Below are 22924 nucleotides of genomic sequence, written 5' to 3' on the forward strand. Positions count from 1 at the left end.
AACATTACTATATTTCGTGAAGAGAGTACAAAGTGCCACAAGCCCAGTATTTCAAAGGGGTTGTGGCACTTATACGTTCATTCATGTGTCAAAGACGGGATTATATTTTAATATGACAACAGATTCAAGTGTATCCATCTTAATTCACCAAACCGCATCACCCGCCTCTATTCAATTTTTTCACTGCATTTGGATAATTTTTTGACTTGTTAAAACATAGATTATCAGATTTTCGCGGACAGAATGTCCGTGCGAAACGATAGATTCAGCATACTACATATATACTCCGGCGTCAATCATATTTTAAGCGGCAGGGAACCTGATCCGGTTATCCTGCCGCTGATTTACTCACTTCTTCAATTTCCCCATTACCGAACAGCCCCCCGCAACTCCCGTCGCCAGCCCCAGAAGCACAGACGCCAGCGTCAGTTTTGGAAACACCTCCGACGGCGGCAGAAGACTCACAGCTCCGCCATACAGATTGAGCCCGGCCGCCACCAGCTCCAGTCCCCAGCGGTACCCTGCAAACAGCAGGAAAAGGGGGATGCACATTCCTGCCAGTCCCATAACGAGACCCTCCACCAGAAACGGCACACTGATAAACTCTTCCCTGGCCCCCATCAGCCGCATGACTCTGGTCTTCCCCTTCTGAGACTCAATACCGACGGAGAGGGTGTTGTGAATCAGCAAGATGGAGATCAGGAGCAGAATCGCCGCGCTCCCCGCAATCAGCCTTGATATGACCGTCTTGATACGCAGCAGCGCACGCACCGTATCCGCCGAGTGCGTCACCTTGCGGACTCCCTCCAGATTTTTCACATACTCCACGAAGCCCTCCTGCTGTTCGATCCCTCCGATGTAGACCTGATAGTGGTTGGACGCCGCCAGCGGGTTATCCCCATCAAAGATTCCATCCAGCAGCTCGCCGTCCTTGAAGTAATCATTTCGAAAGCCCTCCCAGGCGTCATCCGCAGAAGTATAGACCGTTCTCACGACCTCCGGTCTCTCACGGATTAAGCCCCCGATCTCCTCCACCCGTTCAGGGGATACCGTCTCCTCGAAGAACACGGCCACATAGACCTCTTCCTCCGTCTTCTGCAGTACGCCGTCCAGATTTAAGACAGCAATATAAAAGATGCCAAAGAGAAAAATACACGCCGCAATGGTAAGAACAGAGGCCGCCGTGTAAACCTTGTTATGCCATAGATTTTTAAAGCCCAGCCGGCATAAATACAGCCACGTCCTAAAAGCCATACATCAGACCTCCCCTGCTGTTATCCTTAATCACCCTGCCATACCGCAGCGCAATCTGACGCTTATGCATGTATTTCACCAGCTCCTGGTTATGGGATACCACCAGCACAGTCGTACCCTGACGGTTAATTTTCTCCAGCAGGCGCATAATCTCTTCCGCGTTCTTCTGATCCAGATTTCCCGTAGGCTCATCGGCCAGAAGAAGGACCGGCTGGTTTACCACCGCCCGCGCCAGGGCCGTCCGCTGTTTTTCCCCGCCGGAGAGCTGTCCCGGATAACATCCGGCCTTTTTCTCCAGGCCCACCTGACTTAAGACCTCCATGACCCGGCTCCGCATACGTTTATGGTCCGCCTCGATGACACGCTGGGCAAATGCCACATTTTCGTAGACCGTAAAATCCGGAAACAGGCAGAAATCCTGAAATACCATGCCGATATACCGCCGGTAACGGCACACCTGCCGCTCCTTCAGCTGCCTCAAATCAATGCCGTTCACCACGATATTTCCCTGGTCCGCCTCCGTCTCCCTCAGGATCAGCTCCAGAAGCGTCGTCTTTCCGGCTCCGCTGTTACCCACCAGAAAGACGAACTCCCCCTTTTCGATCTGAAGGCTCACATCGTCGAGGGCTTTTTGCCCCGTTTCATATGTCTTTATCACTCTGTCGAATAAAATCATGGTGTTATCCACAGTACTCCTCTTTTCCATCACGGTTATCCACGAAATTAAATACCTTTCCCCGGGATCAGATGTCTTTCTTCTTCAGCTTATAAACAAATGCCAGCACCTTCGCCACGGTCTGGTAGAATTCCTCAGGAATTTCCATATCCACCTCAACACTGGCATACAGCCCCCTTGCCAGCGGCTTGTCTTCCATAATATAAACTCCGTTGGCCTCGCCGACCTCCACAATCTTGAGCGCAAGATGATCCGCGCCTTTCGCCAGTACCACGGGAGCCCGGTTCGCATTGGAATCGTATCCCAGCGCTACCGCGAAATGGGTCGGATTCCTGATGATCACATCCGCCTTCGGGACATTCTGCATCATACGCATGGACGCCATCTGGCGCTGTTTCTCCCGAATCCGTCCCTTGATCTGCGGATCGCCCTCCGTCTGCTTGTACTCTTCCTTGATTTCCTGCTTGCTCATGCGCAGATTCTTCTCATACTCCCACCACTGGTATAAGTAATCGAAGGCGGCCAGAAAAATAAAGGCGACCCCCACCGTGTTCACCAGCGACACCGCAGTGTCCCCAACGTACACGAAAGCCGCCTGTACCGTACCGTCCATCAGACGTGCAAACTCGTGGATTCTCCCCTCTATATAACTGTAAATCACCCAGGCCAGGATGGTAATCTTAATCAGCGCCTTTAAAAGCTCCACCACCGAGCGGATGGAAAACATCCGTTTAAAGCCTTTTAGAAGGCTGATCCGGTCCATCTTAAACTTCATGACATCCGTGGAGAATGACATCCTAGTCTGAAAGAGCGTCGTGACCACTGCGACTGCCACTCCGATAAAAAGCAAGGGAAGCGCCGCCTGTCCGAACAGGAGCATGGCCTTTAACAGCTTGTCGGACAAATCGTCCGCCGCCAGGGGCGTCGTGGAGGCAGCATAAGAAAAGAACAGCTCCATAGCCGTCTTCAGCGTGCGGTAGATCTTGGGGGCCAGCGCATTCAGGGAATTAAACAGCACCAGCAGAGAACAGACGGCGATGACGTCGTTGCTCTGAAATACATTTCCTTTTTTTCGTTCGTCCTGCCGCCGTTTCGGGGTGGCTTTCTCAGTCTTTTCGTCTGCCGCCACGTTCATCACTCCCTTCTGTATACAGAATAAAACCTGATACGCCCTATGATGCGAACATCATCAAGACCTTCTGTACCTCACTCATCATCATACCGTAATAAGAGTCAATAAACGCCCCGATAGGGCGCGCGAACAGCATCATTAATAAAATACCCAGCAGAATCTTCGACTGGATATTAATAACAAACACATGAATCTGGGGAATCAGCTTCATGAGCACGCCCATGGACACCTCCAGCACGAACTCCGCTGCCACAAAAGGCAGGGCCAGCTTGATCACCATCAGAAAAACGCTGCCGAATATACTCACAAGATACCAGGCAATATCCTGAGTCACCAGTCTGGCCGCCCCCACGGGTATCACCTCATACGTATAGGCAAACAGCTTCACCGTCAAAAGATGGCAGCCGGTCGCAAAGAAATACAGAAAAAAGAACACATTGATAAATTGTCCTAAGATAGCGGTCTGGACACCTCCCGCCGGATCCATAACCTTGCCCATGGACAGTCCGAACACCGTATCCATCAAATCTCCTGCTACATAAACCATATAGAAAAACAGCTGGAACACGCTTCCGATCACCAGCCCCATGATCACCTCGCGGATCAGAGCCTCCGCCATCTGAAAGGTGCTGTAGGCCTGTATGGCGGTAATTCCCTGAGCCGCTGCCGGCGCGATCACCAGGCTAAGCGTCAGCACCAGGCCGGTCTTCACCATGGCGGGAATCCCCCTCCTGGCAAACACCGGATGGACAAAGATCAGTCCGCCCATTCGCGCAAACACCAGCAAAAACACATCGAAATACTCTAAAACGCCGCTGTCCATCGCCTATTCCCCGCGTTAAAGCGACGCCATGATCGCAAACAGCTCCACCACAAACTCGTCCATCACCTTAAACATCCAGGACCCCAGCGCCAGAAGCACCAGTGCAATCACCAGAAGCTTTGGGACAAACGTAAGCGTCTGCTCATGAATCTGCGTCGCCGCCTGAAAAATAGCAACGATCAGACCCACGACAATACTGACGATTAACAGCGGCCCTGCTATTTCAAATGCAACCATCATAGCTTCCTTCATCACTTCCATCACCTGGTCCGCAGTCATACTATGTACCCCCTCATCATCGGAATCCGGCAACCAGTGTCTTGATCACAAGACTCCAGCCGTCTACCAGAACAAACATCATAATCTTAAATGGCAGTGCGATCATGGTAGGCGGCAGCATCACCATACCCATAGACATCAGGGTGCTGGACACCACCAGATCGATAATCAAAAATGGGATATAGATCAGAAATCCCATGGTAAACGCCTTATTTAACTCGCTTAAAATAAAGGATGGAACCAGCACCGTCAGTCCCAGTTTCATGTAAGCTTCCGGTCCTCCCGACACATCCGGCACCTCAGCCTTTGAGATGGAGAGAAAGAGATCCAGACTCTTCTTCTCCGTCTGCTTTAACATAAATTCCTTCATCGGCTCCTGTGCCCGGGTAAACGCCTCCTCCCTCGTGATCTCCCCTGCCTTATAAGGCTCGTAAGCCTGCGTATTTACCTTGGAAAACACAGGGCTCATGATGAACAGCGTCAGAAACAGAGCCAGTCCAATCATCACCTGGTTAGGCGGAGACTGCTGTGTGCCCAGCGCATTGCGCAGAAATGAGAGAACAATGATAATCCGGGTAAAACTCGTCATCATAATCAGCAGAGACGGCACCACAGCCAGAAAAAGAAACAGGAACATGATATCCAGCATATCCATGGGCTTTCCGCTTCCGGAGCTTCCCTCCAGCGTCAGAGAGATATCCGACGCATATGCGATCTGTCCGCATGCCGCGGACACCCTGATAAATGCCGCCAGACAGAGAAGCCCCCTGGCAATTTTCCTTTTCCCCTTCATCATAAGTCTCTCCCGTTTCTCTTCTGTCTTCCGTCCTGCTGCCGTCCGTCTTTTTTGACCAGCGTTTTGAGCTGTTCCGTAAATACAGACGCAAAGTCCGGCGAAACCTCCGCCGGACTCTTTTTCTCATAAGTCTCCAGTTCCTCCAGTCTGGTGATACCGGCCGGAGATACTCCCACAAGCAGAATCCGTCCCTGAACATCGACAATCATTAAGTAGCTGTCCCGCCCCACCGCCAGGCGGTCCAGAATCTTCATATCGCCGGACTGCTGCCTTCCGTTCATCCCTCTCCCCAGCATTCTTGTGGTGATGTATGCCAGAACGAGAACCAGTATCAGTACAATCAGATAAAATAACACTTTAAGAACCGCCATATTAATCCCTCTTGCCGACTATCTCAATAATTCTTGCGGCAAACTTCTCATCTGTCACTAAAACGTCGCCTTTTCCTATCAGTTTACCATTGACCACCACGTCAGCCGGCGAACCCGCCTGCTTATCCAGCGTCAGAATCTGCCCCTTCTGCAGGGCCAGAATGTCCTTTACGCTGCAGACCGTACCGCCGATGCGGACAGACACGTCAAGCGTAATTTCCCGGAGTTTTTTCCTCTCCTCACCGATGCTTTCCACCTGATTGTCCACAGGCACATACTTAAATTCCGGAAATGACACCTCCCGGAACGATACCGTCTTCTCTTTTTTCTTAAAAGCCAGATCCTCCGCCTGCACCGGTTCCTCTGCTGCCGTCTCCTGTCCTATGACCGGAATTCCGAAGATTTCCTGAAGTTCCTCCGTGGCGATTCCAATAACCTCGGCCGCCAGAACACCGTCGATCTCCAGATGGAGGCGGATCAGCACCAGCTGCTGCTCCCTGTCCCACCGGCGGATCGTATCCAGAATCCGTTCCGCACTGTCAAATGCCGTGACACGGGTCAGTACCTCGCCCATCTCACGCCCCAGGAAATCACCCAGATCATCCATCGCCGCGCCCATACACTGGGACGCCACCTCTTTTAATGTACTTAAAGCGATCTCGTCAAGCGGACTCTCCGTATTTACCGGCAGCCCCATAATAAAATTGGAGATCTTCACCATATCCGCCCTGTCAAATACATACAGCTGCGGAACACGCAGCCCCTCGGCCGTCCGTTCTGCCTCAATCACCACATTGAAATGGGGCAGATATTCCGCCAGGGCCTCCATATCCGTCTCGCCAAGCTCTGTCACCGTCGCCCTGGCATTCCTGCCAAGAAGAGAAGCCAGCGTATTGCAGACAGGCACCGCTTCCATTTCCAAAAGCTCTGTCAACGCTTCCTGATCCAAATATCCCATACTCTTCCTCCCGGCTATAATACCTTATTAATCTCGACCGCCTTGCGCAGCTTCGTATGGCCAAGCTTCGCCTCGAAGCAGGCCACGTCTTCCACGTAAATATCAATGCTGCTGTCCACTTTTTTATTGAGAGGCACTACGTCCCCCGGCTGAAGCTGGAGAATATCCTGGGCATCCAGAGAAAATTCGTGGAAAATCGCCCGCAGCTCCACTTCCGATTCCAGCAGATGCTGCTCGATATAGCCTCTCTTGGCCAGCTGCTTCGCCTCGTCCTTCTTCTGGCTGACCGCGTAGGTATACCCAAACTTCGAAGTCAGCTCCTCCACGTTAGGCGCCGGCATCACCAGATTTAATACCGCCGAAAGCTTATCGATCAGCACCTCCAGCTCCACCTGTATCACCACGTCCTCGGGCGCGCTCACCTGAAGCAGGTGAGGATTCGTCTGAAGGCCGGTCAGCGCCGCATCCACGTCCAGATATTCCTTCCAGGAGTCACCGATAAATTCCGTAATCTTTCCCAGTAAATACTGGAGAATCGCCTTTTCAATGTCTGTAAAATCACGGCTCAGCTCATACTCCGTGCCTGCGCCGCCGAGAAGGCGTTCAATCATGAAAAAGGCCAGTCTGGTGTCCACCTCGAGCACCAGAGGAGCCTCATTATAATCCTTGTTGTCAGGGCTTAAGGTAATCATGCCAAAAAGAGACCGGTCAGGAACTGAATTGCTGAATTCCTGATACCGTCTCTCCACAATACCCGTTACGCTTATTTCGCAGTAGGACTGCATCAGTCCCGTCAGATACGGTGCGAGAGCACGTGCAAAACTGTCATATAAGTTCTCCACCGTGCTCATGCGCTCTTTCGTAAATTTCTTGGGCGATTTAAAATCGTATGTCTTTATCACTGTGCTGTACCTTCCTGTCCCCCGCTCATATCCGCCGGCATGTCGACCGGAAACAGCGGATCCATCGTCTCCATACCGTCTATGTTATCCTCAGAAACCTTATATTCATTTCCCAATATGATCATGTCCACCCGGCGGTTCATCTCCCGCCCTTCCTTTGTGCTGTTGTCCGCGATGGGGTAATATTTGCCGTAACCGCGGCAGATCAGCTTCTTCGGTTCCATCCCGACATTCTCCTCTAAGTAGATCGCCACGTTATCGGCGCGTTCAGAGGAAAGCAGCCGGTCGTTGATCAGAGAATTAGCCGCCTGAGCCGTGTGCCCGTTAATATAGATGGCCATAATCTCATCCTGCCTGTCCTTCAGCATGATTCCCAGAGCCTCCAGCATGGATTTGCTGTTCTCCTGTAAGACCGCGCTGTCCGGGGCGAACAGCAGATCATTCTTAAACCGGATGTAGACCGCGTTCTCGCTGTCGGAAACAACGGCATCCAGATTCTCCATCTGGAAATAAGACTGGATATCCTTCGCCATATCGGCCATGGCCAGAGACGAGGCAGACTGTGATCCCGCTCCGCTGCCGGTGTTAAACTGAGAACCTTCTCCCTCCGGGGCATTGGCTCCCTCACTGATGCTGGGATACTTCAGATCCTGCGGTACATCCTCTAAGTCGCTGGTCGTCTCAATTCCCAGCTGACGCTGCATCGCCGCCGCGATCTCTTCCAGCTTGCTGATATTTACATTGGAAATACTGTATAGCAGTACAAAGAAGGTCAGGACAAGGGTTATCATATCCGCGTAGGTATTTAACCACTCCTGACCGCCTCCTTCTTCTCTTCGTTTCTTCATGTTATTTACCAATCTCCAGGGCTTTTAATGCCATGCTCTTTGCAATATTCAGCGCTGTCACATTGGCCTCATAGGCACGGGTGGCGGCCATCAAATCCACCATCTCCTCAGCGCTGTTCACGTTCGGCATCATGACATATCCCTCCTCATTGGCGTCTGGATGATCCGGATCGTACACCGGAACGAGAGGATTCTGGCTCTCCACCACTTCCTCCACATAGACTCCGCCGCGGTCCGCCTTCGTCATAGCCTTACCCAGCTCGGACTTAAAATCCAGCTGATTTTCCCGCAGCACCACCTGTTTCCTACGGTAGGGGCCTCCCTCTGCCGTTCTTGTCGTATTCTGGTTCGCCAGGTTCTGCAGGATGATATCCGTGCGGAACCGTTCTGCCGTCAGGGCCGAACCCGTTATATTGAGAGAATCCAAATACCCCATAAGCCGCTCCTTTTATTTACCCGTATTGTTAATCACATATCTGAGCGTGGAAAGCTTTCCCGACATCCGGGACGTCATCGCTGAATACTCGGTGTACGCCTTCCATAAGTCCAGTTCCTCTTTTTCCACCTGTACGTTATTCCCGTCCGGCCTGGCCTCCGTGTCGTTATCTGTTCCGACGACCGCCTGGTACACAGGACCGTTCCCATCTACCGCCTCTTTTAACACCTGCTTAAACTCCACCTTTTTCGCCTTAAAATCCGGTGTCTCCACATTAGCGATGTTATGGCTGGCGACCTGCTGCTTCAGCCACATCGCATCCAGCCCGCTCTGCAGCGCCCGAAACGCTGCGTCCTCAAATAATGGCATATGTACGCTCCTTATCTCATCCGGTATGTCCCATCCGAACCTGCTTATCCGCCTGGGAAAATGCCTCCTTCAGTTCGGTAATCATGGGGAGGACTTCCTCCACCGGTTCCGGACTCTTCTTAATGTTCGCCTGAAGGATCTGATAGTTAAAATATTCATAAAGGGAAGCCAGCCCTCCCGACACCTCATACTGGTGATCCAGTGTGGTTGATAAGTGGGTGACGATAGCCTGCGCCTTCTTAAAATGGGCGTTGCTTCCTTCATAATCGTTCTGTTCCAGGCTCACGAGCCCCTTGTTCAAGCGGTTGATCACCTCGTCAAACAGCAGATTGATCATATCGCCCTGTGTCATGGTCATGACAGACTGTTCTTTATATCTTGCATATGGGTTTTGCATAATGATTACTCCTTTATCATGATGAGAACTGCTGGGTCAGCCAGGAGCTCTGGCTGTTCATGTTGGAAATGGCCTGCTCCATGGCGTTAAACTGCTTCCAGTAACGGGTCCTCTCCAGTTCATACTTGGTATTTAACTTCGACAGTGTCTCGGATATGCGCTTCATCTCATCATAGATCGTGTTGCTGGTAATCAGCACATCCTTGGTACCCGCGTAGCGAACCATGCTTCCCGGACTTCCGCTGCTGACATTCGCTGCTTCCTTGATCGCCTCCTGCAGCTTTACCGCGACGCCCTGCTCCTTATCCGTAAAAAGCTTCCGGATATTGTCAGCATTTGTCGCCACCATGGACTTTAACGTCTCCTCGTCGATGATCAGCTTGCCATTGTCGCGCCAGTTATCGGATGTCTCGATCCCGATATCGTAAAGCGCAAGCCCCGCGTCCTCTACACTGCTGTAAAGCACCATTCTCATATCACTCAAAAAGCTGGAGACGTTGGAATCGTTATGAAGGAGCCCCTTCTTCGATTTTTCCTCCCAGAGTTCGATCTCCCGGTCGCTCATCTCTTTCTTCTGGGCGTCTGTCAGCGGGGCGTACTTCTTGTAAGTTGCCTCCTCCGCCACATAGCTGTTCAGCTCTTCAATCAGAGTGTTATAATCTTCTACAAAACTCTTTAAACTATCTATTATTTTATCAGTATCCCGAGACGTAGTCAAGCTAATTGGGGGGTCACCGGCACCGGTTGTGCCCGTTAATTCCATGGTAATTCCATCCAATTCGAAGGTATTGGTATTCCGCTCCATGGTAACGCCGTCGACGGTGATTTTAGCGTTTTGGCCAGCAGTGATTTGGGCGGTCATTTGGGGGCTGAAAGTGTAGGTATCATTTCCAAACAATTCCTTAATAAACTGGTTGGAAGCAGCGTCCGTACCGGATATTGTGGCAAGCCGGGTTCCACCTGTGATAGTCAGTTTGTTATCAGCATATGCTACATTCCCACCGGTTGCATTTTGAATAGCAGCTTTAAGGTCATCAATATTAACAGGACTCCCACTCGCCATATCAACCGAAATAACTGTTCCATCATGAGTTTTAACATTAATGACGCCCGATCCAGGGACCTGTGATGCAGCGTTCGAAGTAATATTGCCATTTACTGGTGAAATCGCTATATTCTCTGCACCAAACAGTTTTTTAATTGCAGCTTTTCCATCATCATTTGTTCCAGAAATACTAATTGTCGTATTTCCACTTATTTCAATACGGCCATCTGCAGAGTACACTGCTCCAGCACCTAAAGCATTAACTAAATCACTAATTTTACTGCTTTCGGTTAATGTTCTTCCATTAATAAACATCGTTCCGGTAAAGCCCGCTGCTCTTAATGAATTACCTGCGCCGAGAAGGTTATTCTCCCCACTCGAGAATCCGAGTATTCCTGCTATTCCATTATCCAAATTATCTTGTACAAAGCTGATTTTATGTTCCTTTGAAGCTAAAATAATAGTGTCAATATCGGTACCAGCGTCATTTTTTGTTTCAATTGTAAAACGAACAGCTTCAGTTCCTAATTTCTTATCAAGTTGAGAGTTTAACGCATCTATCACACTCTGATTCGTCTTATAATTATTAGTCCCGCTTTTTCCTTCCAGCTTGATTTCCACAGCGTTACCGTCTACCTGAAATACAAATTTTTTATCATGACCGGCATTTAAGTCCGTTCTGATTGAATCCAAAACTTCAGCCTTTTCACCTGCCATACGTTTTGAAAACAGTGATGACTGAACTCCCGTCGCATCCACACCAAACATCGTTGTAAGCAACGTTCCATAGGTCTGTGACATACTAATATTTGAGATATCGCCAGTCGAAGTCGATTCCATAATAAACTTATCCGACGCCGAAGAATACGACACTTTCACTCCCGCATCGCTGTTATTAATGGCACTGATGACATCGCTCAGCGTAGAATTATCCGTCAGCCCCTTGATTGACACACCGTTAATCTCAAACTCGTATCTCCCGCCCTGGGGTTTATTGGCAAAGTTCATGTTTTTCAGGGAAGTTCCGTAATCGAGCTTATTGGAGAATCCAGTCCCAAATCCAAGATTTTTCACGGTATCCGCATCTCCTGAGGACTGAATAATCACTCTTCTCGAAGAGTCCACAGAATTGGAGGTTGGATTTCCCGCTGCATCCAACTGCACTAATTCCATGGTTCCGCTATTGCTTCCCGATGCCGGTGTATATTTCATACCAACCGCAGTACCGAAATTCCGATACAGCGCCTGGTTAATATTCTTTAACGTGTCCGTATCATCTGCACCTGCCGTAAATGTGATTGTACGATTCACCCCATCCAGCGTAGCGGAGAAAGAATATGTACTGCCATTTGTAAACTGGCTTAAATCCGCGCCGCTGCCAACCGGTGCTCCTGTCACATTTCCCGTCGTTTTCACAGTACAGGCCGTGGCGAGACGGTCAATCGAGTCAATCTTCATGCTGCTGACCGCATTTCCTGAAACCGATGTGACCTTGATATTCGACGAACTGCTGACACCGGTCATGGTATTGTATAAGCTGCTGCTCATCAGGTTCGTGTCGCCGCTTCCATAATAAGAGAAATACTTATCGCTGAAGGTATTGATCTTCGTTATGAGGCTGCGGTAGATATCCTGTTTCCACTCCAACTGCTGTTTTAGTCCGGTCTGCTTGTCGATCTTGGACTGGGTTCCTGACAGCATGCTCTGTACCATGCTTTCCGTATCCATACCGGAGGCAAGCCCTGCTATATAGTTTTTATTGCCGCTGTTGCTGACGGTATTAATCGATGACGTCGATGACATCGCGCCTCCCCCTATCTTTTCTGATTATAGAGCATGCCCTTCGCTCCCTGGTCCATCTGTTTTAAATATCCTGTAAATTTCGTATTTGTGTTGTTCTTCCTGATTTTCTCCTGCAGAAGATCCCTGACCCGTTCCATCTCGGCCCGTGCGCCGGGCTCCAGCTCCTGTATTCTCGATATCACACGGAAGATTTCCTGGCCCTCCGAAAAAAGTGCCTGTTCCTCTTCATTTAATGTCCTGAAATCCCACCTGTTCTTCGAAATCTCATAGAGCCGCCTGCCCTCCGGGGAAAAATGCTTCATCGCCTTCATCCGCTCATCAATCCCGTCTATCTCTTCGATCAGGCGCTGCCTGGCCGCGATCCCGGCCTCAAACTCTTCCGCCTCCCTGTATTCCTGCGAGGCGATGCGGCTGGTCTCCTCCTCATACTGAAGAAAGCAGGCTTTCTTCTCATGGAGAAGTTTCCGCATCTCATCAAGCATCTCCATGATTTTCCTCCTGCTTCTCTTCCTCTTCTTCGGCCGTCATTGCCCGTAAATTTCTGGACAACTGGAACACCTTTAATAAATCGACCTTATCCGATGCCTCTTTATTATTCTCAACCGTCAAATACAGCTCTGTACGGCAGATCTTCATATCCTCGGGAGCCGATATACCCAGACGCACCTTGTCTCCCTTTACCTCGGTAACGAATATCTCGATATCGTCGCCGATTTTGATTGATTCGCCCTTTTTTCTGGATAGTATCAGCATACGTCATCCCCCGCTTCCTCATTGAAAATGGGCTGTCGTATGGCGTAATCCTGTTCCAGAATCACCTGTACCGCCAGATTCGTCTTGTGGTTAATGATAATCGGGCTCTTTAAATTGACTGTAGATTTGCGGAAGGTTTCCCCTATGACCATGAGGACCCAGCAGTCTAAATCGTCCTCGGGCACTGCCTGAAGCATGATCAGAACGTCCTGCATGACCACCGGTGCGTAATCCCGCCTTACCTCCAGGGGATTCAGCATGATAAAGCAGACACTCTTCTGTTCAATCGACTGCAGCCAGCAGATTCCATTTCCCATGTTGGAATCATTGACCAGAACGAACTGGGTGAACTCCTCAAAGCCAAAGATCGGCTGCTTAAACGTTATGATATTTTTCTCTTCTATTTCGAGGATTCCAAAATCTCTTGTCTCTATCTTCAAGTTTTTCCCTCCGCATCTTTCACCATGTTATTCTTCATAAGCCGGATTTGCACTCGGCGGAACGTACATGGGGTCACCTATGTACTCGATATCCACTCTTGGATACTGCTCCACATTTACATTCAGCTCGCCCGGCACGTAGACCGATTCCGTCTTCTGTACCTTCGGCTCGAAATTCACGGAGGCCGGTGCGAAATCAATGGCCAGATCCGCCGGAGTCCAGGAAATATCCGTTCCCACGGAAGGGATAAATCCGATTCCTGTCGTCACATTCGTCTGCGCGAGCATCTGATTTTTCATGATATCCGCCACGGTGACTCCATCCTGAATCTGCATCATCTGGTTGCCGACTCTCGAATACTGGGCTGTCGCATCGGCGGCGGCCTTCAGCCCCGCCTGGGCCGCATCACTCATCAGTCCCCTGGCCGTCTTAAATCCCATGCTGTCTCTGGAACGTGAGGTATCAATATTTACTTTAATATTTTCAGATTTCATATTCAGGCGCCCCGGGTTCTGTATGATGCCGATCTCCGGGTCCGGAATCTCGCTGTCCAGTCTGGCCCGCTGCGACGTCATAGACAACCTGATGGGCGTTGTCGTAATTTTCAATACATTCATGTCATGACACCTCTTCTCCTGATATTATTTCATGAAATCAAAAATCGAGGGTGGTATGATGCTGGATCCAAGCTGCAGGGTTACCATCCAGGCTGTTTCATAAGACTTGTTATTGACGGCCTCCGTCTCCACGCTTACCGCCTCCAGATTCTTCTGGGTCTCCTTGAGATTGACAAGGCCGCTCTCCAGACGATCCTTCGTGCGGTCTAAAAGCTTTTCCCTGGTACCGATCTCAGAGGTTGCTATCGATATATTGCTCTGCTTCTTCTTAAGCTGTGTGAGCGTGTCCATGGCGCCGCTCTTATCTCCGTCCTTCAACTGACCTTCCATCTTTCCGATCAGGCTGTACAGGTTATTGGGGAGTCCCTGATCATCGGTACCATAGCCCAGCACATCGACGCCCGATGTGGAAATCCGGATTCCGGTTCCCGCCGTATTCGTGCCGCTGGCGTAGGTTCCGAAGCCAATATCCAGATAAACCGGTTTATTTTCATTGAAATGGGTAGCCGGATCATCCGGATCATAGGCGTCTACCGCCTTGCCGTTAAACAGCAGATTTCCATCCGCATCCACCGTAAATGGCGCCTCCCCGTTTGCCGAACCGGAAAACAGGAATTTATCTCCATATCTGGCATTCATGGTCTGAAGAATCTCTTCCTTCAGTCCTCCCAGCTCCTCGGCAATCGCATCCAGACTGTCCTGGCTGCTGGCGCCTCCCGCCCTGGTTGCCTTCTCGAAAACGGTCTCCAGTATAGAATTAATCGTTGCAATATTGGAATCCGCCGTGTCCAGCTCCCCCACTGCATTTTTTACTGTATTGATGTGTTCTTCGCTCCTGGCGATCTGATCACGCACGGTAAATGCCTTGGCTGCGGCCGCCGGGTCCTCGGAAACGTGATTATACTGCCTCTGAGAAGTCAGCTTCAGGTTTGAGGATGCCAGATTTGCTACATTTCTCTGGAGGTTCCTGTTATACATTGCCGTCATCATATTTTCTGTAATTCTCATATGCCCCTCTTTACCTTCCTACCAACCCCATCTGGTTGATAATCATATCCAGCTGTTCATCCATGGTTGTCATCAGTCTTCCCAGTGCCGAGTATGCCTTATTATAGGTCATCATGTTAATGCCTTCTTCATTCAGTGACACTCCCGACACGCCCATGCGGTCCGATTCCACGCTCTCCGCAATTGCAAGAGACGCCTTGAGCCTGGAGTCATTGGTCTTTTTATCGGTTCCCAGTGTATTGGTGTATCCCGTGATAAACTCACTGAAGGTCCCAGTAAATTTGTCACTGCCTTCCCCGAACTCAAAATCCTTCTCCATAGCCGCTTTCATGGCGAGAATATCCTCATTATCGAGATCTCCATCCGGATTCTTTTTTCGGATAATATAGGCGGAATCCTTTGTCCACATATCACTGATCCGGATATTGCCGGCGCTGACCTTTCCATTAAAATCCCCCTGGATAAGAGTCTTAAACGGTCCCGGCTTATTTGGATCATCCTCGTGAACCATGCTGTTAAATACATTGGCCATGGTCTGCGCAAAATCGTCCAGTTTACGCTCATAGTAGGGAATTCCTGCGTTCAATGAATTATTGCCGGTCAGCATATCTTCAAATCCCTTGATCGCTCCCGCCCCCAGATTGGCCGTCGTCCCGTCTCCCCAGGAAAGCGAGGTTCCATCCAGTCCGATTCTCACCGCATCGTTGCTGTAATTTCCGCCGTTGGCGTCGACCACCAGCTTCCCGCCCAGCTTCACCTGAATTCTTCCCTGATCCAGTGAAATGACTTCCAGCTTCCCGTATCGTGACAAATCGTCGAGAATGGTATTTCTCTGATCCAGAAGATCATTCGGGCCGTAGTTCACGCCGTCGTAATCGTCGTTGACAAATATCTCGTGGGCGATGGACTTATTCAAATCGCTGAGCTGTTTTAACTTCGTGTTAATGTCATCCACAGCAATAGACAGATCATTTTTCGTCTGTTCCTCCAGACTTTTTAAATTGGTATCATATTCATTCAGCACCTGGGTAATGCCCTTAAATGCATTCAGCACAATATTGGCGTTGGTCTCCTGATACGGATGCTGGCTGAAATCCGCCAGCGCCTGAGAAAGCACGGTAAGTGCATCCTTGATACCGGTCCCTTCCACCTCGGGATCACTCAAGATACCTTCCATCTGCTCCATGACAGCGGCCTTCTGGTCGAAATAACCCACATCCGAATACTGCTCCCGGAATTTCGTGTCCAGGTAGGGATTTCTGATCTGGCTCACACCGCTTGCGTCCACGCCCTGGCCAGCCAGCGGTATGGAGCTGTACTGGAACCTGTCACTTCCGTAAACCTGTACGGAAACGGTATCGAGGCGCTGTCTCGTATAGCCCTTTGTATTGATATTGCTGATGTTGTTGCCGATGATATCGAGAGCCTTCTGGTTCACCATCAGCCCGCGTTTGGCCGTTTCCAGCCCCATAAATGTCGGTCTCAATTCTTCACTCTCCTATACCGGTCTCCCATCAGACCTTTTTCTCAAACCGCTGGCCTTTGGGTCCCACTGTCTTCCCGTAGATACCGGTTGGATTTCCCACCATCCGCGCATCCAGTCCCATCTTTTCCAATTCCGATTTTGCCAGGCTTTCCGCCTTTTCATTATAAAAACGGATATTACCGATCGCCCCATCCAAACGCCGGTATAAGTCTGTCAGCTGTTTCCGTTCCTCTCCGCTGCACGACTCCGCGACCTCCTGCAGTGTCTTTCCGGTAAGCCCTGTTCTCGCAAACAGTTCCTGACGTCTCTGTTCCATATTCTGAAGCTGTTTATCCATGGCCTGCTGCATCATGATGGATTCCTCGATCTTGTCAAGTTCCTTTGTCATCAGAAGTCCCAGTTTTTCCACCTGCTTCTGTTCCATTTTTTCAAACATTTCTGTATATTCCGTCAGAAAACGAATTATTTCTTCCAATATTTTTCCCTCTCTATAAACCGCTCATCAGCCTTTTCGCAATCTGTTCCGCCGACACCTGGTACGTGCCTTCGGACACCTGCTGTTTTAACGCCGCGATCTTATCCGCCGGGGCGCCCTCGTCCATGGACTTCCTAAGCGTCGCCGCAAATGACGATGCCTCGCTCTTTTTCGCGCCGTCACTGCTGATGCAGATGGCGTCACCACGCATTTTTTTATCGGCCGATGCCGGGACAGAAACGGATTTTTCTGTATGCCTGCCACTGTTTACCGCATTTTGATAAACGGAATAATTCCTCGTAACCTTCACATCCATATCCCCGACTTCCTTTCTCTCACTGATTGTTCTGCTAACTCTATAATATTTATCGGACGGTATCCCGGAAACTTTATAGTTTGAGGGATATTTTTTTAGTTTTTTTTGAATTTATTGGCGGGTTGACGCACTTTTATGGATAAAAAAACGAACCTGCTGCGGCAGGAGGGCTCAGAGAATGAATTCTAAGGCCGGCGCCGTTTGACTGGTTCGTTTTTGAGATAGTTTGTTTTGAAGTGATTCAATGGCGAGGTTCCTTTTTCACCATCAGGATTGCCTGAATCAGTGCGCTGGTCACCTCTGAGGCGAACATCTCCTCATTCTTTCTTCTGCGTTCGTCATCCTGTTCATTCATAACCACATAGTGTGGTTTCAGGCGGTTCAATGCCAGAGCAGCAATATCTTTTTTGCACTTATCGCATTTGCAGCAGTTAAAGCGGTCGAGTGTCGCATCCAGCTTCGATATAACCAGTTCCTCCATCAGGTTGACCAGTACCATATTCTGCTCTTCCTTTACCGGAATGGAAACAGCTGGCCGGCGAATAGCCTTCGCCATACTGGCGGCAGTCGGAACAGGAGGTATAGTTCCCATAAGTCCGGCAGTTCCCGTTTCCATGGTGACGGCGCTTTCATCTGCCCCGGGAACGACATTTCCTCCTTTTTTCGCGGCAGAAGGCATAATCTTCCGGTACATCATCTCTTTATCTATTTCTGATCTGCTCTTAGCCATTTGCTTCAAGCCCCCTTTGGAAGAGTTCGTCCGCCAGTTTCTCATAGTCCTTTACTGCATTGCAGGCAGGAGCATATTCCAGCACTGATTTCTGCAGCGACTGGGCTTCACGAAGTGCCACGCTTTCCCGGATGTAGGCGTTCATGACCGGGAAATCCAAATCAGCAGCCACCATATTAAGCGTGCCTTCCACTTCTCTGCTGAACCGGGTTCTCGGGTTATGCTTTGTTAAAAAAGCCCCCAAAACCTTTATATCGGGATTACAGTAGCTTCTCACCCGTTCAATTGTCTCGTTTAACTGCATAATTCCCTGCAGGCTGAAAATGTCCGACAGCATCGGCATCAAAATATAATCAGCCGCTGTAAATGCATTTACCGTCAGAATTCCCAATGCCGGAGGAGAATCAATAAATATGTAATCGTAATAGGGCTTCAGCGAATCCAGGGCCATCTTCAAAAGGAACTCTCTTCTTGCCCCTGTAAATTCAAGTTCAATACTGCTGAGCAAAATATTGGAGGGAATCAGGTCCACCAAAGACGATTTCTGAACCGCATACTTAGGCTTTAATTCTCCCTTCAAAACATCGTAAATCGTTGCACAGCCATCTGTTTCAGCGCCCATACTGAAACTTAAATTCCCCTGTGGATCCATATCCACCGCCAGTACCCGGTAGCCTTTTGACTTAAATACCGAGGCCAGCACATACGCCGATGTCGTCTTACCGACACCGCCCTTTTGATTTGACAACGCAATGGTAGCTGCCATGAGAATTCCCCCATAACTTACAATTTTCCACACAATATGACATTATTGTTATTATAGCAAGAAACAGGAAAACATACAATTGGATTTTTCTTCCGGTTAGAGGCATTTACCGCTTATTTTGGCACACTTACACTTCCTTCAGGTGTTTCTCCAGCATTTCGCACAGCCTCGGAATCTGAGACTCAAACTCCACGCCATACCATCTGGAGCTGCCGGAAGCAGCGGTTGCCTCAATACAGAGAACGACAAAATCCGCAGCCAGTGCCAACGCGCTCGCAAGGCTCAATCCACGCATTACACCTCCCAATACCACCGAGGAGTAGAGATCACCAGTTCCATGGTAACTTTGAGGACAACGATAAGTAAAGTAGGAAAAGCTCTCTCCGTCACGATTCAGATAGGCCACTCCCAATTTTTCAGGTTCAAAGCTGACACCAGTCAGGACAGCAGTTTTACATCCCAGCTCCAACAGCCGCTCCAGCATTTCCCGGATATAAGCCTCATCATAATCCGTACGGTAAGGCATACCAGTAAGCAGACTGGCCTCCGTGATATTGGGCAGAATCACTTCCGCCTTCGCGCAAACCTTCGCCATAGCCGCCGGAAAATTCTCATCAAATGCAGGATATAGCTTCCCATTGTCCGCCATAGCCGGATCAACCAGCACCAGATTTTCCCCAGTGGCAAACTGATCAAAGAAATCACAAATCTGCCCGCACTGTTCCGCCGATGCAAGGTAACCGGTATAAATACCATCAAATGAAATCTGTTCCGTCTTCCATGCCTCGGAGATCGGCGCAATCTGATCGGATAAATCCTTACAGGTAAAACTCTTAAACATCGTATGCGTGGACAACACCGCCGTTGGAAGGATACCGCATTCCACTCCCATAGCAGAAATAACCGGAAGCGCAACGGTAATAGAACAGCAGCCAACACAGGATATATCCTGCAGAGTAACGATTCGTTTCATTTATCAAATCCTCCTTATATGTATTCTTATTACAGTGAAGTATAACAAATATTGGACTGGTCATAAATACCCAGAGTGTATGAAAATGACCAGTCCAGTTATAGTGGCGGCGGCCTGCAGGAATAGAAAAATTAAATGTTGAGAGGTGAGATGCGCTGAAGGGCAGATAGGCAGATGAGAAATGATAGATAATTCCGGAAATTTGAAATATAGCACGATAATATTCTCACTCTAAATATAGGTAAAAAAATGTCCTATAAAATTATGTTTAAAATAATAACAAAGCCATTGTATTTCACTCATTTTTATGGTATAATTCACCTATATTTATATTATCTTTGGCATTTCATCTGCCAAATACGCAAATCATGATATTTCATATACCGGCAGTATCGCCGGGTATTTTCAAAAATAGTTACTGGGAAAAGGCCCGCTGACAGCTGCATTTTACGGTATTTTATAAAACAAAACCAGAAAATGTTCCTATTTTACCTGCCATGTGCCAGGAGTCTGCCGATCTTTTTCCCTGCCAAGCAGAAAAGGGGAATTCTATGGGGCAAAAGGATATTTCTCTGGTTCGTTACTTTGAAGACGAGGACCGCTATGCGGATTTAATTAATGGCTTTATATTTGACGGAGAACGAGTTATTTCGGGCGATGATATCCAGGAGCTGGATTCCCGTATAATAGGATTTTTATCAAAAATCAAAGACGGATTTAAGATTCAGAAATACCGGGATTCTGTAAGAAAAGTAGTATTGGGTCTGGGATTTGCCATCATTGGCCTTGAAAATCAGGATCGAGTGAATCACGCCATGCCCATTCGGATTATGCTGGAAGACGCAGCCGGTTACGATAAACAGATGCGTCGAATCCAAAAGCATCACCGGGACAGAAAAGATTTACAGGGCGATGAATTTCTGGGCGGCTTCTCTATCTGCGATAAGGTTTACCCAGTCATCACCATCTGCATTTATTATGGTGACAAACCTTATGATGGAGCGAAAGAACTCTATCAAATCCTGGAATACGAAACCTTGCCGGATAAACTGAAAGTTTTCTTAAACAATTACAAAATACACGTCCTTGAAATCAGAAGTTTTCATGATATCGATCGTTTTAAAACCGATTTACGTGAAGTATTTGGATTTATTCAACGCTCCGGCGACCCTGCTGAAGAACAAAAATTTACATTTGAGAACAAAGAACGATTTCAGAAAATGGACGAGGAGGCCTTTGACGTCATAACAACGGTAACCGGTTCGAAAGAACTGGAACTTATGAAGAATAATTATAGGGATGAAAGGGGAAAATCAATATGTGCGAGGCAATACTGGGAATGATTGAGGCGGGAAGAGTGGAGGGACGGACTCACGGAGAAGCTAAAATTGTAGCTATAATCAGGAAAAAATATATTAAGAAGAAAAATTTACAAATTATCTCTGATGAACTGGAACTGGATTACTTCTATGTAAAAGAAGTGATAGACTTGATTCATGAGCATCCGGACTGGACAGACTTGCAGATAGGAGAAACACTGATAATGCGTAATAATTTTTAAGATAGACGACACAGACATACGGGATAGACTATAAACGCTTCATAGAAATATTATTTAACTTTAATATGTGATATCTTAATCCACGTTATATTGTTTGAAGGGGGCGGTCTGTCTGAAACAAACCGCCCCCCTTAAGGAATATGAATATTAATATAATTACTGTAATAACTGTAATACAGACTGCGGCTGCTGATTGGCCTGTGCAAGCATCGCCTGTGCAGACTGAACCAGTACGCTGTTCTTGGTATAATTCATCATTTCCTTTGCCATATCTACATCACGGATACGGGACTCTGCGGAAGTGATGTTCTCTGTGGTAACACCTAAGTTGTTAATGGTGTGCTCAAGACGGTTCTGGATAGCACCAAGTTTACCGCGGCTGGTGGATACGGTGTTAATGGCGGTTTTGATCTTAGCCATGGCTGCGGATGCACCGTCTCTGGTGCTAATATCAACAGATGATAAATCTAATGCGTTTACATGCATATCACCAATACTGAGTTCCAGCTGGTTATAAGTATCATTGGTATCACCAATTTGAAGTGTTAAACCACCACCAGCTGAAAGACCAGATCCACCTGCTAATGTCGCCTGTGCTGCGTTTAATTGCGCCCCAGTCTTTGAGCCATCAAAACTAGCTGTCAAATCCAAACCAGCTTCTTCAAACATTTTATTTAAATCTGCCGCAGTATAGGACTTACCTGTCTCCAGCCCTATTGTTATATCTCCTCCTGCATTGATTGCAACACCTGTCGAAGCAGCAGTATTAGATAATGTTATTTTTCTTGTATCATTTCCAGCCTTATTTGATGTAATGGTCACTCCACTCGCAGTTACTATCTTTGCCTGAACAGGATCTTTTGTATCAATATGTCCTATATCTGTCTGGGCAACACTTGTACCGCTGAACCCTATATCATCTTTAAGTGTCACTTTCAAGTTCTTAGCATTGTCCGGGGCACCACTAGCAGCTGCAATTGCCCGATCAATATCATCCTGAGTAATGGAATCACCAGTTCCGCCACCTACCTCAATAGTCAATTTGCCGCTGGTATTCCATTTAGCTACTACTGATTTTCCGCCGCCTCCGGCAACAGTATCAAATTGTACTGTTAAACCTTTCGGCCCCGAAACCTCTACACCAAAAGCTGTATTAAGGCCCGTTCCATGTGCCGCGATAGTACCTGCGCCACCACTGGTCCCAACACCCATCGTACCATCCAGCAACTTTATTCCATTAAAGTCGGTACCATCGGCAATACGGTTAATCTCATCTTTTAATGCGGAAATCTCATCCTGCAAAGCTTTCCTGTCAACATCATCAGTATATGTACCATTTGCCGACTTAGTAGCCAGTTCTGTCATACGATTAAGCATAGAATGAACTTCCTGTAATCCACCTTCTGCTGTCTGAACTAAAGAAATAGCATCCTGAGAGTTATCGCTTGCCGCTTCCAGTCCCTTAATCTGTGCTCTCATCTTCTCAGAGATCGCCAGACCTGCTGCATCATCACCTGCACGGTTAATTCTGTAACCGGAAGATAACTTCTCCAGTGATCTTGCTACTGCACTGTTGTTTACGCCCAACTGTCTGTTGGAATTGAGTGCCATAATGTTGTGCTGAATCCTCATAATATTACCTCCATGTAATTTTACATTGGGACTTCCCTGTCCCTCATAATAAATAAGTATCTCCAATGTCGGACGGG

Annotated in this window: 28 protein-coding genes; 2 read left to right on the forward strand and 26 right to left on the reverse strand. The window is 48.4% G+C overall.

The annotated features are described in order from the left end of the window. Positions 1 to 348: 348 nt before the first annotated feature. The 25 genes from DFR60_RS26625 to DFR60_RS26745 all read right to left on the reverse strand — a co-directional run bounded on the left by DFR60_RS26625 (position 349) and on the right by DFR60_RS26745 (position 19654). Complete coding sequence (locus tag DFR60_RS26625; RefSeq protein ID WP_110325959.1) at positions 349 to 1254, reverse strand: cell division protein FtsX; 906 nt, start codon at positions 1252 to 1254, stop codon at positions 349 to 351. Then, entirely contained in the window at positions 1244 to 1960 is a 717-nt protein-coding gene (gene ftsE, locus DFR60_RS26630; protein ID WP_110325961.1) for a cell division ATP-binding protein FtsE, read from the reverse strand. Before ftsE ends, DFR60_RS26625 begins: the two co-directional genes overlap by 11 nt. 37 nt (positions 1961 to 1997) lie before the next feature. After that, positions 1998 to 3059 (reverse strand): flagellar biosynthesis protein FlhB, encoded by a 1062-nt coding sequence (gene flhB / locus DFR60_RS26635; RefSeq protein WP_110326073.1) that lies wholly within the window; start codon positions 3057 to 3059, stop codon positions 1998 to 2000. Between the two features lie 43 nt (positions 3060 to 3102). Then, a complete protein-coding gene (locus DFR60_RS26640; RefSeq protein ID WP_110325963.1) occupies positions 3103 to 3885 on the reverse strand; it encodes a flagellar biosynthetic protein FliR in 783 nt (260 codons plus the stop codon). A 15-nt stretch (positions 3886 to 3900) separates the two neighbouring features. Beyond that, on the reverse strand, positions 3901 to 4164 hold the full coding sequence (gene fliQ, locus DFR60_RS26645) for a flagellar biosynthesis protein FliQ (RefSeq protein ID WP_025532318.1): 264 nt from the start codon (positions 4162 to 4164) through the stop codon (positions 3901 to 3903). Positions 4165 to 4180: 16 nt separating this feature from the next. Beyond that, on the reverse strand, positions 4181 to 4819 hold the full coding sequence (gene fliP / locus DFR60_RS26650) for a flagellar type III secretion system pore protein FliP (protein ID WP_432764131.1): 639 nt from the start codon (positions 4817 to 4819) through the stop codon (positions 4181 to 4183). A 137-nt stretch (positions 4820 to 4956) separates the two neighbouring features. Then, positions 4957 to 5331 carry a flagellar biosynthetic protein FliO gene (gene fliO, locus DFR60_RS26655; protein ID WP_002605076.1) on the reverse strand — a complete coding sequence of 125 codons (375 nt, stop codon included), beginning with the start codon at positions 5329 to 5331 and terminating at the stop codon, positions 4957 to 4959. A 1-nt stretch (position 5332) separates the two neighbouring features. Further along, the gene (locus DFR60_RS26660) at positions 5333 to 6289 is read right to left on the reverse strand and encodes a FliM/FliN family flagellar motor switch protein (protein WP_110325967.1); all 957 of its coding nucleotides are present in this window, start codon (positions 6287 to 6289) and stop codon (positions 5333 to 5335) included. A 14-nt stretch (positions 6290 to 6303) separates the two neighbouring features. Next, positions 6304 to 7191 carry a flagellar motor switch protein FliM gene (locus tag DFR60_RS26665; RefSeq protein WP_002605078.1) on the reverse strand — a complete coding sequence of 296 codons (888 nt, stop codon included), beginning with the start codon at positions 7189 to 7191 and terminating at the stop codon, positions 6304 to 6306. Then, complete coding sequence (locus DFR60_RS26670) at positions 7188 to 8039, reverse strand: OmpA/MotB family protein (RefSeq protein ID WP_110325968.1); 852 nt, start codon at positions 8037 to 8039, stop codon at positions 7188 to 7190. The genes DFR60_RS26665 and DFR60_RS26670 overlap by 4 nt, the downstream gene beginning before the upstream one ends. 1 nt (position 8040) lies before the next feature. Then, the gene (gene flgC, locus DFR60_RS26675) at positions 8041 to 8475 is read right to left on the reverse strand and encodes a flagellar basal body rod protein FlgC (protein WP_110325970.1); all 435 of its coding nucleotides are present in this window, start codon (positions 8473 to 8475) and stop codon (positions 8041 to 8043) included. Positions 8476 to 8487: 12 nt separating this feature from the next. After that, on the reverse strand, positions 8488 to 8844 hold the full coding sequence (locus DFR60_RS26680; RefSeq protein ID WP_110325972.1) for a flagellar basal body rod protein FlgB: 357 nt from the start codon (positions 8842 to 8844) through the stop codon (positions 8488 to 8490). Between the two features lie 16 nt (positions 8845 to 8860). Continuing rightward, the gene (fliS, locus tag DFR60_RS26685) at positions 8861 to 9241 is read right to left on the reverse strand and encodes a flagellar export chaperone FliS (RefSeq protein WP_002605082.1); all 381 of its coding nucleotides are present in this window, start codon (positions 9239 to 9241) and stop codon (positions 8861 to 8863) included. A 16-nt stretch (positions 9242 to 9257) separates the two neighbouring features. Next, the gene (gene fliD, locus DFR60_RS26690) at positions 9258 to 12089 is read right to left on the reverse strand and encodes a flagellar filament capping protein FliD (RefSeq protein ID WP_110325974.1); all 2832 of its coding nucleotides are present in this window, start codon (positions 12087 to 12089) and stop codon (positions 9258 to 9260) included. A gap of 11 nt (positions 12090 to 12100) precedes the next feature. After that, complete coding sequence (locus DFR60_RS26695) at positions 12101 to 12577, reverse strand: hypothetical protein (RefSeq protein ID WP_002605084.1); 477 nt, start codon at positions 12575 to 12577, stop codon at positions 12101 to 12103. Then, positions 12564 to 12842, reverse strand: coding sequence for a carbon storage regulator CsrA (gene csrA, locus DFR60_RS26700; protein ID WP_025531624.1), 279 nt, complete (start codon positions 12840 to 12842; stop codon positions 12564 to 12566). The genes DFR60_RS26695 and csrA overlap by 14 nt, the downstream gene beginning before the upstream one ends. Further along, positions 12836 to 13282 carry a flagellar assembly protein FliW gene (gene fliW / locus DFR60_RS26705; protein ID WP_002605086.1) on the reverse strand — a complete coding sequence of 149 codons (447 nt, stop codon included), beginning with the start codon at positions 13280 to 13282 and terminating at the stop codon, positions 12836 to 12838. Before fliW ends, csrA begins: the two co-directional genes overlap by 7 nt. Before the next feature lie 27 nt (positions 13283 to 13309). Further along, positions 13310 to 13900 (reverse strand): DUF6470 family protein, encoded by a 591-nt coding sequence (locus DFR60_RS26710; protein WP_110325976.1) that lies wholly within the window; start codon positions 13898 to 13900, stop codon positions 13310 to 13312. 24 nt (positions 13901 to 13924) lie between these two features. Further along, positions 13925 to 14908, reverse strand: coding sequence for a flagellin N-terminal helical domain-containing protein (locus DFR60_RS26715; RefSeq protein ID WP_110325978.1), 984 nt, complete (start codon positions 14906 to 14908; stop codon positions 13925 to 13927). Positions 14909 to 14918: 10 nt separating this feature from the next. Beyond that, positions 14919 to 16394, reverse strand: coding sequence for a flagellar hook-associated protein FlgK (gene flgK, locus DFR60_RS26720; RefSeq protein WP_110325980.1), 1476 nt, complete (start codon positions 16392 to 16394; stop codon positions 14919 to 14921). A gap of 28 nt (positions 16395 to 16422) precedes the next feature. After that, on the reverse strand, positions 16423 to 16869 hold the full coding sequence (gene flgN, locus DFR60_RS26725) for a flagellar export chaperone FlgN (protein WP_110325982.1): 447 nt from the start codon (positions 16867 to 16869) through the stop codon (positions 16423 to 16425). Between the two features lie 13 nt (positions 16870 to 16882). Further along, positions 16883 to 17185: a flagellar biosynthesis anti-sigma factor FlgM gene (gene flgM / locus DFR60_RS26730; protein ID WP_110325984.1), complete on the reverse strand. Its 303-nt coding sequence runs from the start codon at positions 17183 to 17185 to the stop codon at positions 16883 to 16885. Positions 17186 to 17426: 241 nt separating this feature from the next. After that, positions 17427 to 17915, reverse strand: coding sequence for a late competence development ComFB family protein (locus DFR60_RS26735; protein ID WP_110325986.1), 489 nt, complete (start codon positions 17913 to 17915; stop codon positions 17427 to 17429). Continuing rightward, on the reverse strand, positions 17908 to 18681 hold the full coding sequence (locus DFR60_RS26740; RefSeq protein WP_002605093.1) for a ParA family protein: 774 nt from the start codon (positions 18679 to 18681) through the stop codon (positions 17908 to 17910). Before DFR60_RS26740 ends, DFR60_RS26735 begins: the two co-directional genes overlap by 8 nt. A gap of 127 nt (positions 18682 to 18808) precedes the next feature. Beyond that, positions 18809 to 19654 (reverse strand): pyridoxamine kinase, encoded by an 846-nt coding sequence (locus DFR60_RS26745; RefSeq protein ID WP_110325988.1) that lies wholly within the window; start codon positions 19652 to 19654, stop codon positions 18809 to 18811. Positions 19655 to 20205: 551 nt separating this feature from the next. On the opposite strand from DFR60_RS26745, the gene DFR60_RS26750 reads away from it, so the two are divergent. Together DFR60_RS26750 and DFR60_RS31045 are read left to right on the forward strand one after the other, a co-directional pair. Further along, a complete protein-coding gene (locus DFR60_RS26750; protein ID WP_243005191.1) occupies positions 20206 to 20997 on the forward strand; it encodes a transposase in 792 nt (263 codons plus the stop codon). After that, positions 20973 to 21215, forward strand: coding sequence for a hypothetical protein (locus DFR60_RS31045; protein WP_243005192.1), 243 nt, complete (start codon positions 20973 to 20975; stop codon positions 21213 to 21215). Before DFR60_RS26750 ends, DFR60_RS31045 begins: the two co-directional genes overlap by 25 nt. Before the next feature lie 156 nt (positions 21216 to 21371). Here DFR60_RS31045 and DFR60_RS26755 read toward each other — a convergent pair whose 3' ends face one another. Then, positions 21372 to 22847 (reverse strand): flagellin N-terminal helical domain-containing protein, encoded by a 1476-nt coding sequence (locus DFR60_RS26755; protein ID WP_110325990.1) that lies wholly within the window; start codon positions 22845 to 22847, stop codon positions 21372 to 21374. Positions 22848 to 22924 lie beyond the last annotated feature (77 nt).

This window comes from Hungatella effluvii, from assembly GCF_003201875.1.
In the GTDB taxonomy this organism is placed as follows: Bacteria; Bacillota; Clostridia; order Lachnospirales; family Lachnospiraceae; genus Hungatella; species Hungatella effluvii.

What these genes read in the sequence shown, in the direction of transcription:
- DFR60_RS26640 (WP_110325963.1), bottom strand. Translation starts at nt 3,885, where the DNA reads ATGGACAGCGGCGTTTTAGAGTATTTCGATGTGTTTTTGCTGGTGTTT.
- DFR60_RS31045 (WP_243005192.1), top strand. Translation starts at nt 20,973, where the DNA reads ATGTGCGAGGCAATACTGGGAATGATTGAGGCGGGAAGAGTGGAGGGA.
- DFR60_RS26710 (WP_110325976.1), bottom strand. Translation starts at nt 13,900, where the DNA reads ATGAATGTATTGAAAATTACGACAACGCCCATCAGGTTGTCTATGACG.
- flgM (WP_110325984.1), bottom strand. Translation starts at nt 17,185, where the DNA reads ATGGATGTGAAGGTTACGAGGAATTATTCCGTTTATCAAAATGCGGTA.
- DFR60_RS26745 (WP_110325988.1), bottom strand. Translation starts at nt 19,654, where the DNA reads ATGAAACGAATCGTTACTCTGCAGGATATATCCTGTGTTGGCTGCTGT.
- fliS (WP_002605082.1), bottom strand. Translation starts at nt 9,241, where the DNA reads ATGCAAAACCCATATGCAAGATATAAAGAACAGTCTGTCATGACCATG.
- fliO (WP_002605076.1), bottom strand. Translation starts at nt 5,331, where the DNA reads ATGGCGGTTCTTAAAGTGTTATTTTATCTGATTGTACTGATACTGGTT.
- DFR60_RS26625 (WP_110325959.1), bottom strand. Translation starts at nt 1,254, where the DNA reads ATGGCTTTTAGGACGTGGCTGTATTTATGCCGGCTGGGCTTTAAAAAT.
- fliD (WP_110325974.1), bottom strand. Translation starts at nt 12,089, where the DNA reads ATGTCATCGACGTCATCGATTAATACCGTCAGCAACAGCGGCAATAAA.
- DFR60_RS26740 (WP_002605093.1), bottom strand. Translation starts at nt 18,681, where the DNA reads ATGGCAGCTACCATTGCGTTGTCAAATCAAAAGGGCGGTGTCGGTAAG.
- DFR60_RS26670 (WP_110325968.1), bottom strand. Translation starts at nt 8,039, where the DNA reads ATGAAGAAACGAAGAGAAGAAGGAGGCGGTCAGGAGTGGTTAAATACC.
- DFR60_RS26755 (WP_110325990.1), bottom strand. Translation starts at nt 22,847, where the DNA reads ATGAGGATTCAGCACAACATTATGGCACTCAATTCCAACAGACAGTTG.
- fliQ (WP_025532318.1), bottom strand. Translation starts at nt 4,164, where the DNA reads ATGACTGCGGACCAGGTGATGGAAGTGATGAAGGAAGCTATGATGGTT.
- DFR60_RS26680 (WP_110325972.1), bottom strand. Translation starts at nt 8,844, where the DNA reads ATGCCATTATTTGAGGACGCAGCGTTTCGGGCGCTGCAGAGCGGGCTG.
- DFR60_RS26735 (WP_110325986.1), bottom strand. Translation starts at nt 17,915, where the DNA reads ATGGCTAAGAGCAGATCAGAAATAGATAAAGAGATGATGTACCGGAAG.
- DFR60_RS26750 (WP_243005191.1), top strand. Translation starts at nt 20,206, where the DNA reads ATGGGGCAAAAGGATATTTCTCTGGTTCGTTACTTTGAAGACGAGGAC.
- DFR60_RS26715 (WP_110325978.1), bottom strand. Translation starts at nt 14,908, where the DNA reads ATGAGAATTACAGAAAATATGATGACGGCAATGTATAACAGGAACCTC.
- csrA (WP_025531624.1), bottom strand. Translation starts at nt 12,842, where the DNA reads ATGCTGATACTATCCAGAAAAAAGGGCGAATCAATCAAAATCGGCGAC.
- fliP (WP_432764131.1), bottom strand. Translation starts at nt 4,819, where the DNA reads ATGGATATGCTGGATATCATGTTCCTGTTTCTTTTTCTGGCTGTGGTG.
- DFR60_RS26695 (WP_002605084.1), bottom strand. Translation starts at nt 12,577, where the DNA reads ATGGAGATGCTTGATGAGATGCGGAAACTTCTCCATGAGAAGAAAGCC.
- flgC (WP_110325970.1), bottom strand. Translation starts at nt 8,475, where the DNA reads ATGGGGTATTTGGATTCTCTCAATATAACGGGTTCGGCCCTGACGGCA.
- ftsE (WP_110325961.1), bottom strand. Translation starts at nt 1,960, where the DNA reads ATGGAAAAGAGGAGTACTGTGGATAACACCATGATTTTATTCGACAGA.
- DFR60_RS26660 (WP_110325967.1), bottom strand. Translation starts at nt 6,289, where the DNA reads ATGGGATATTTGGATCAGGAAGCGTTGACAGAGCTTTTGGAAATGGAA.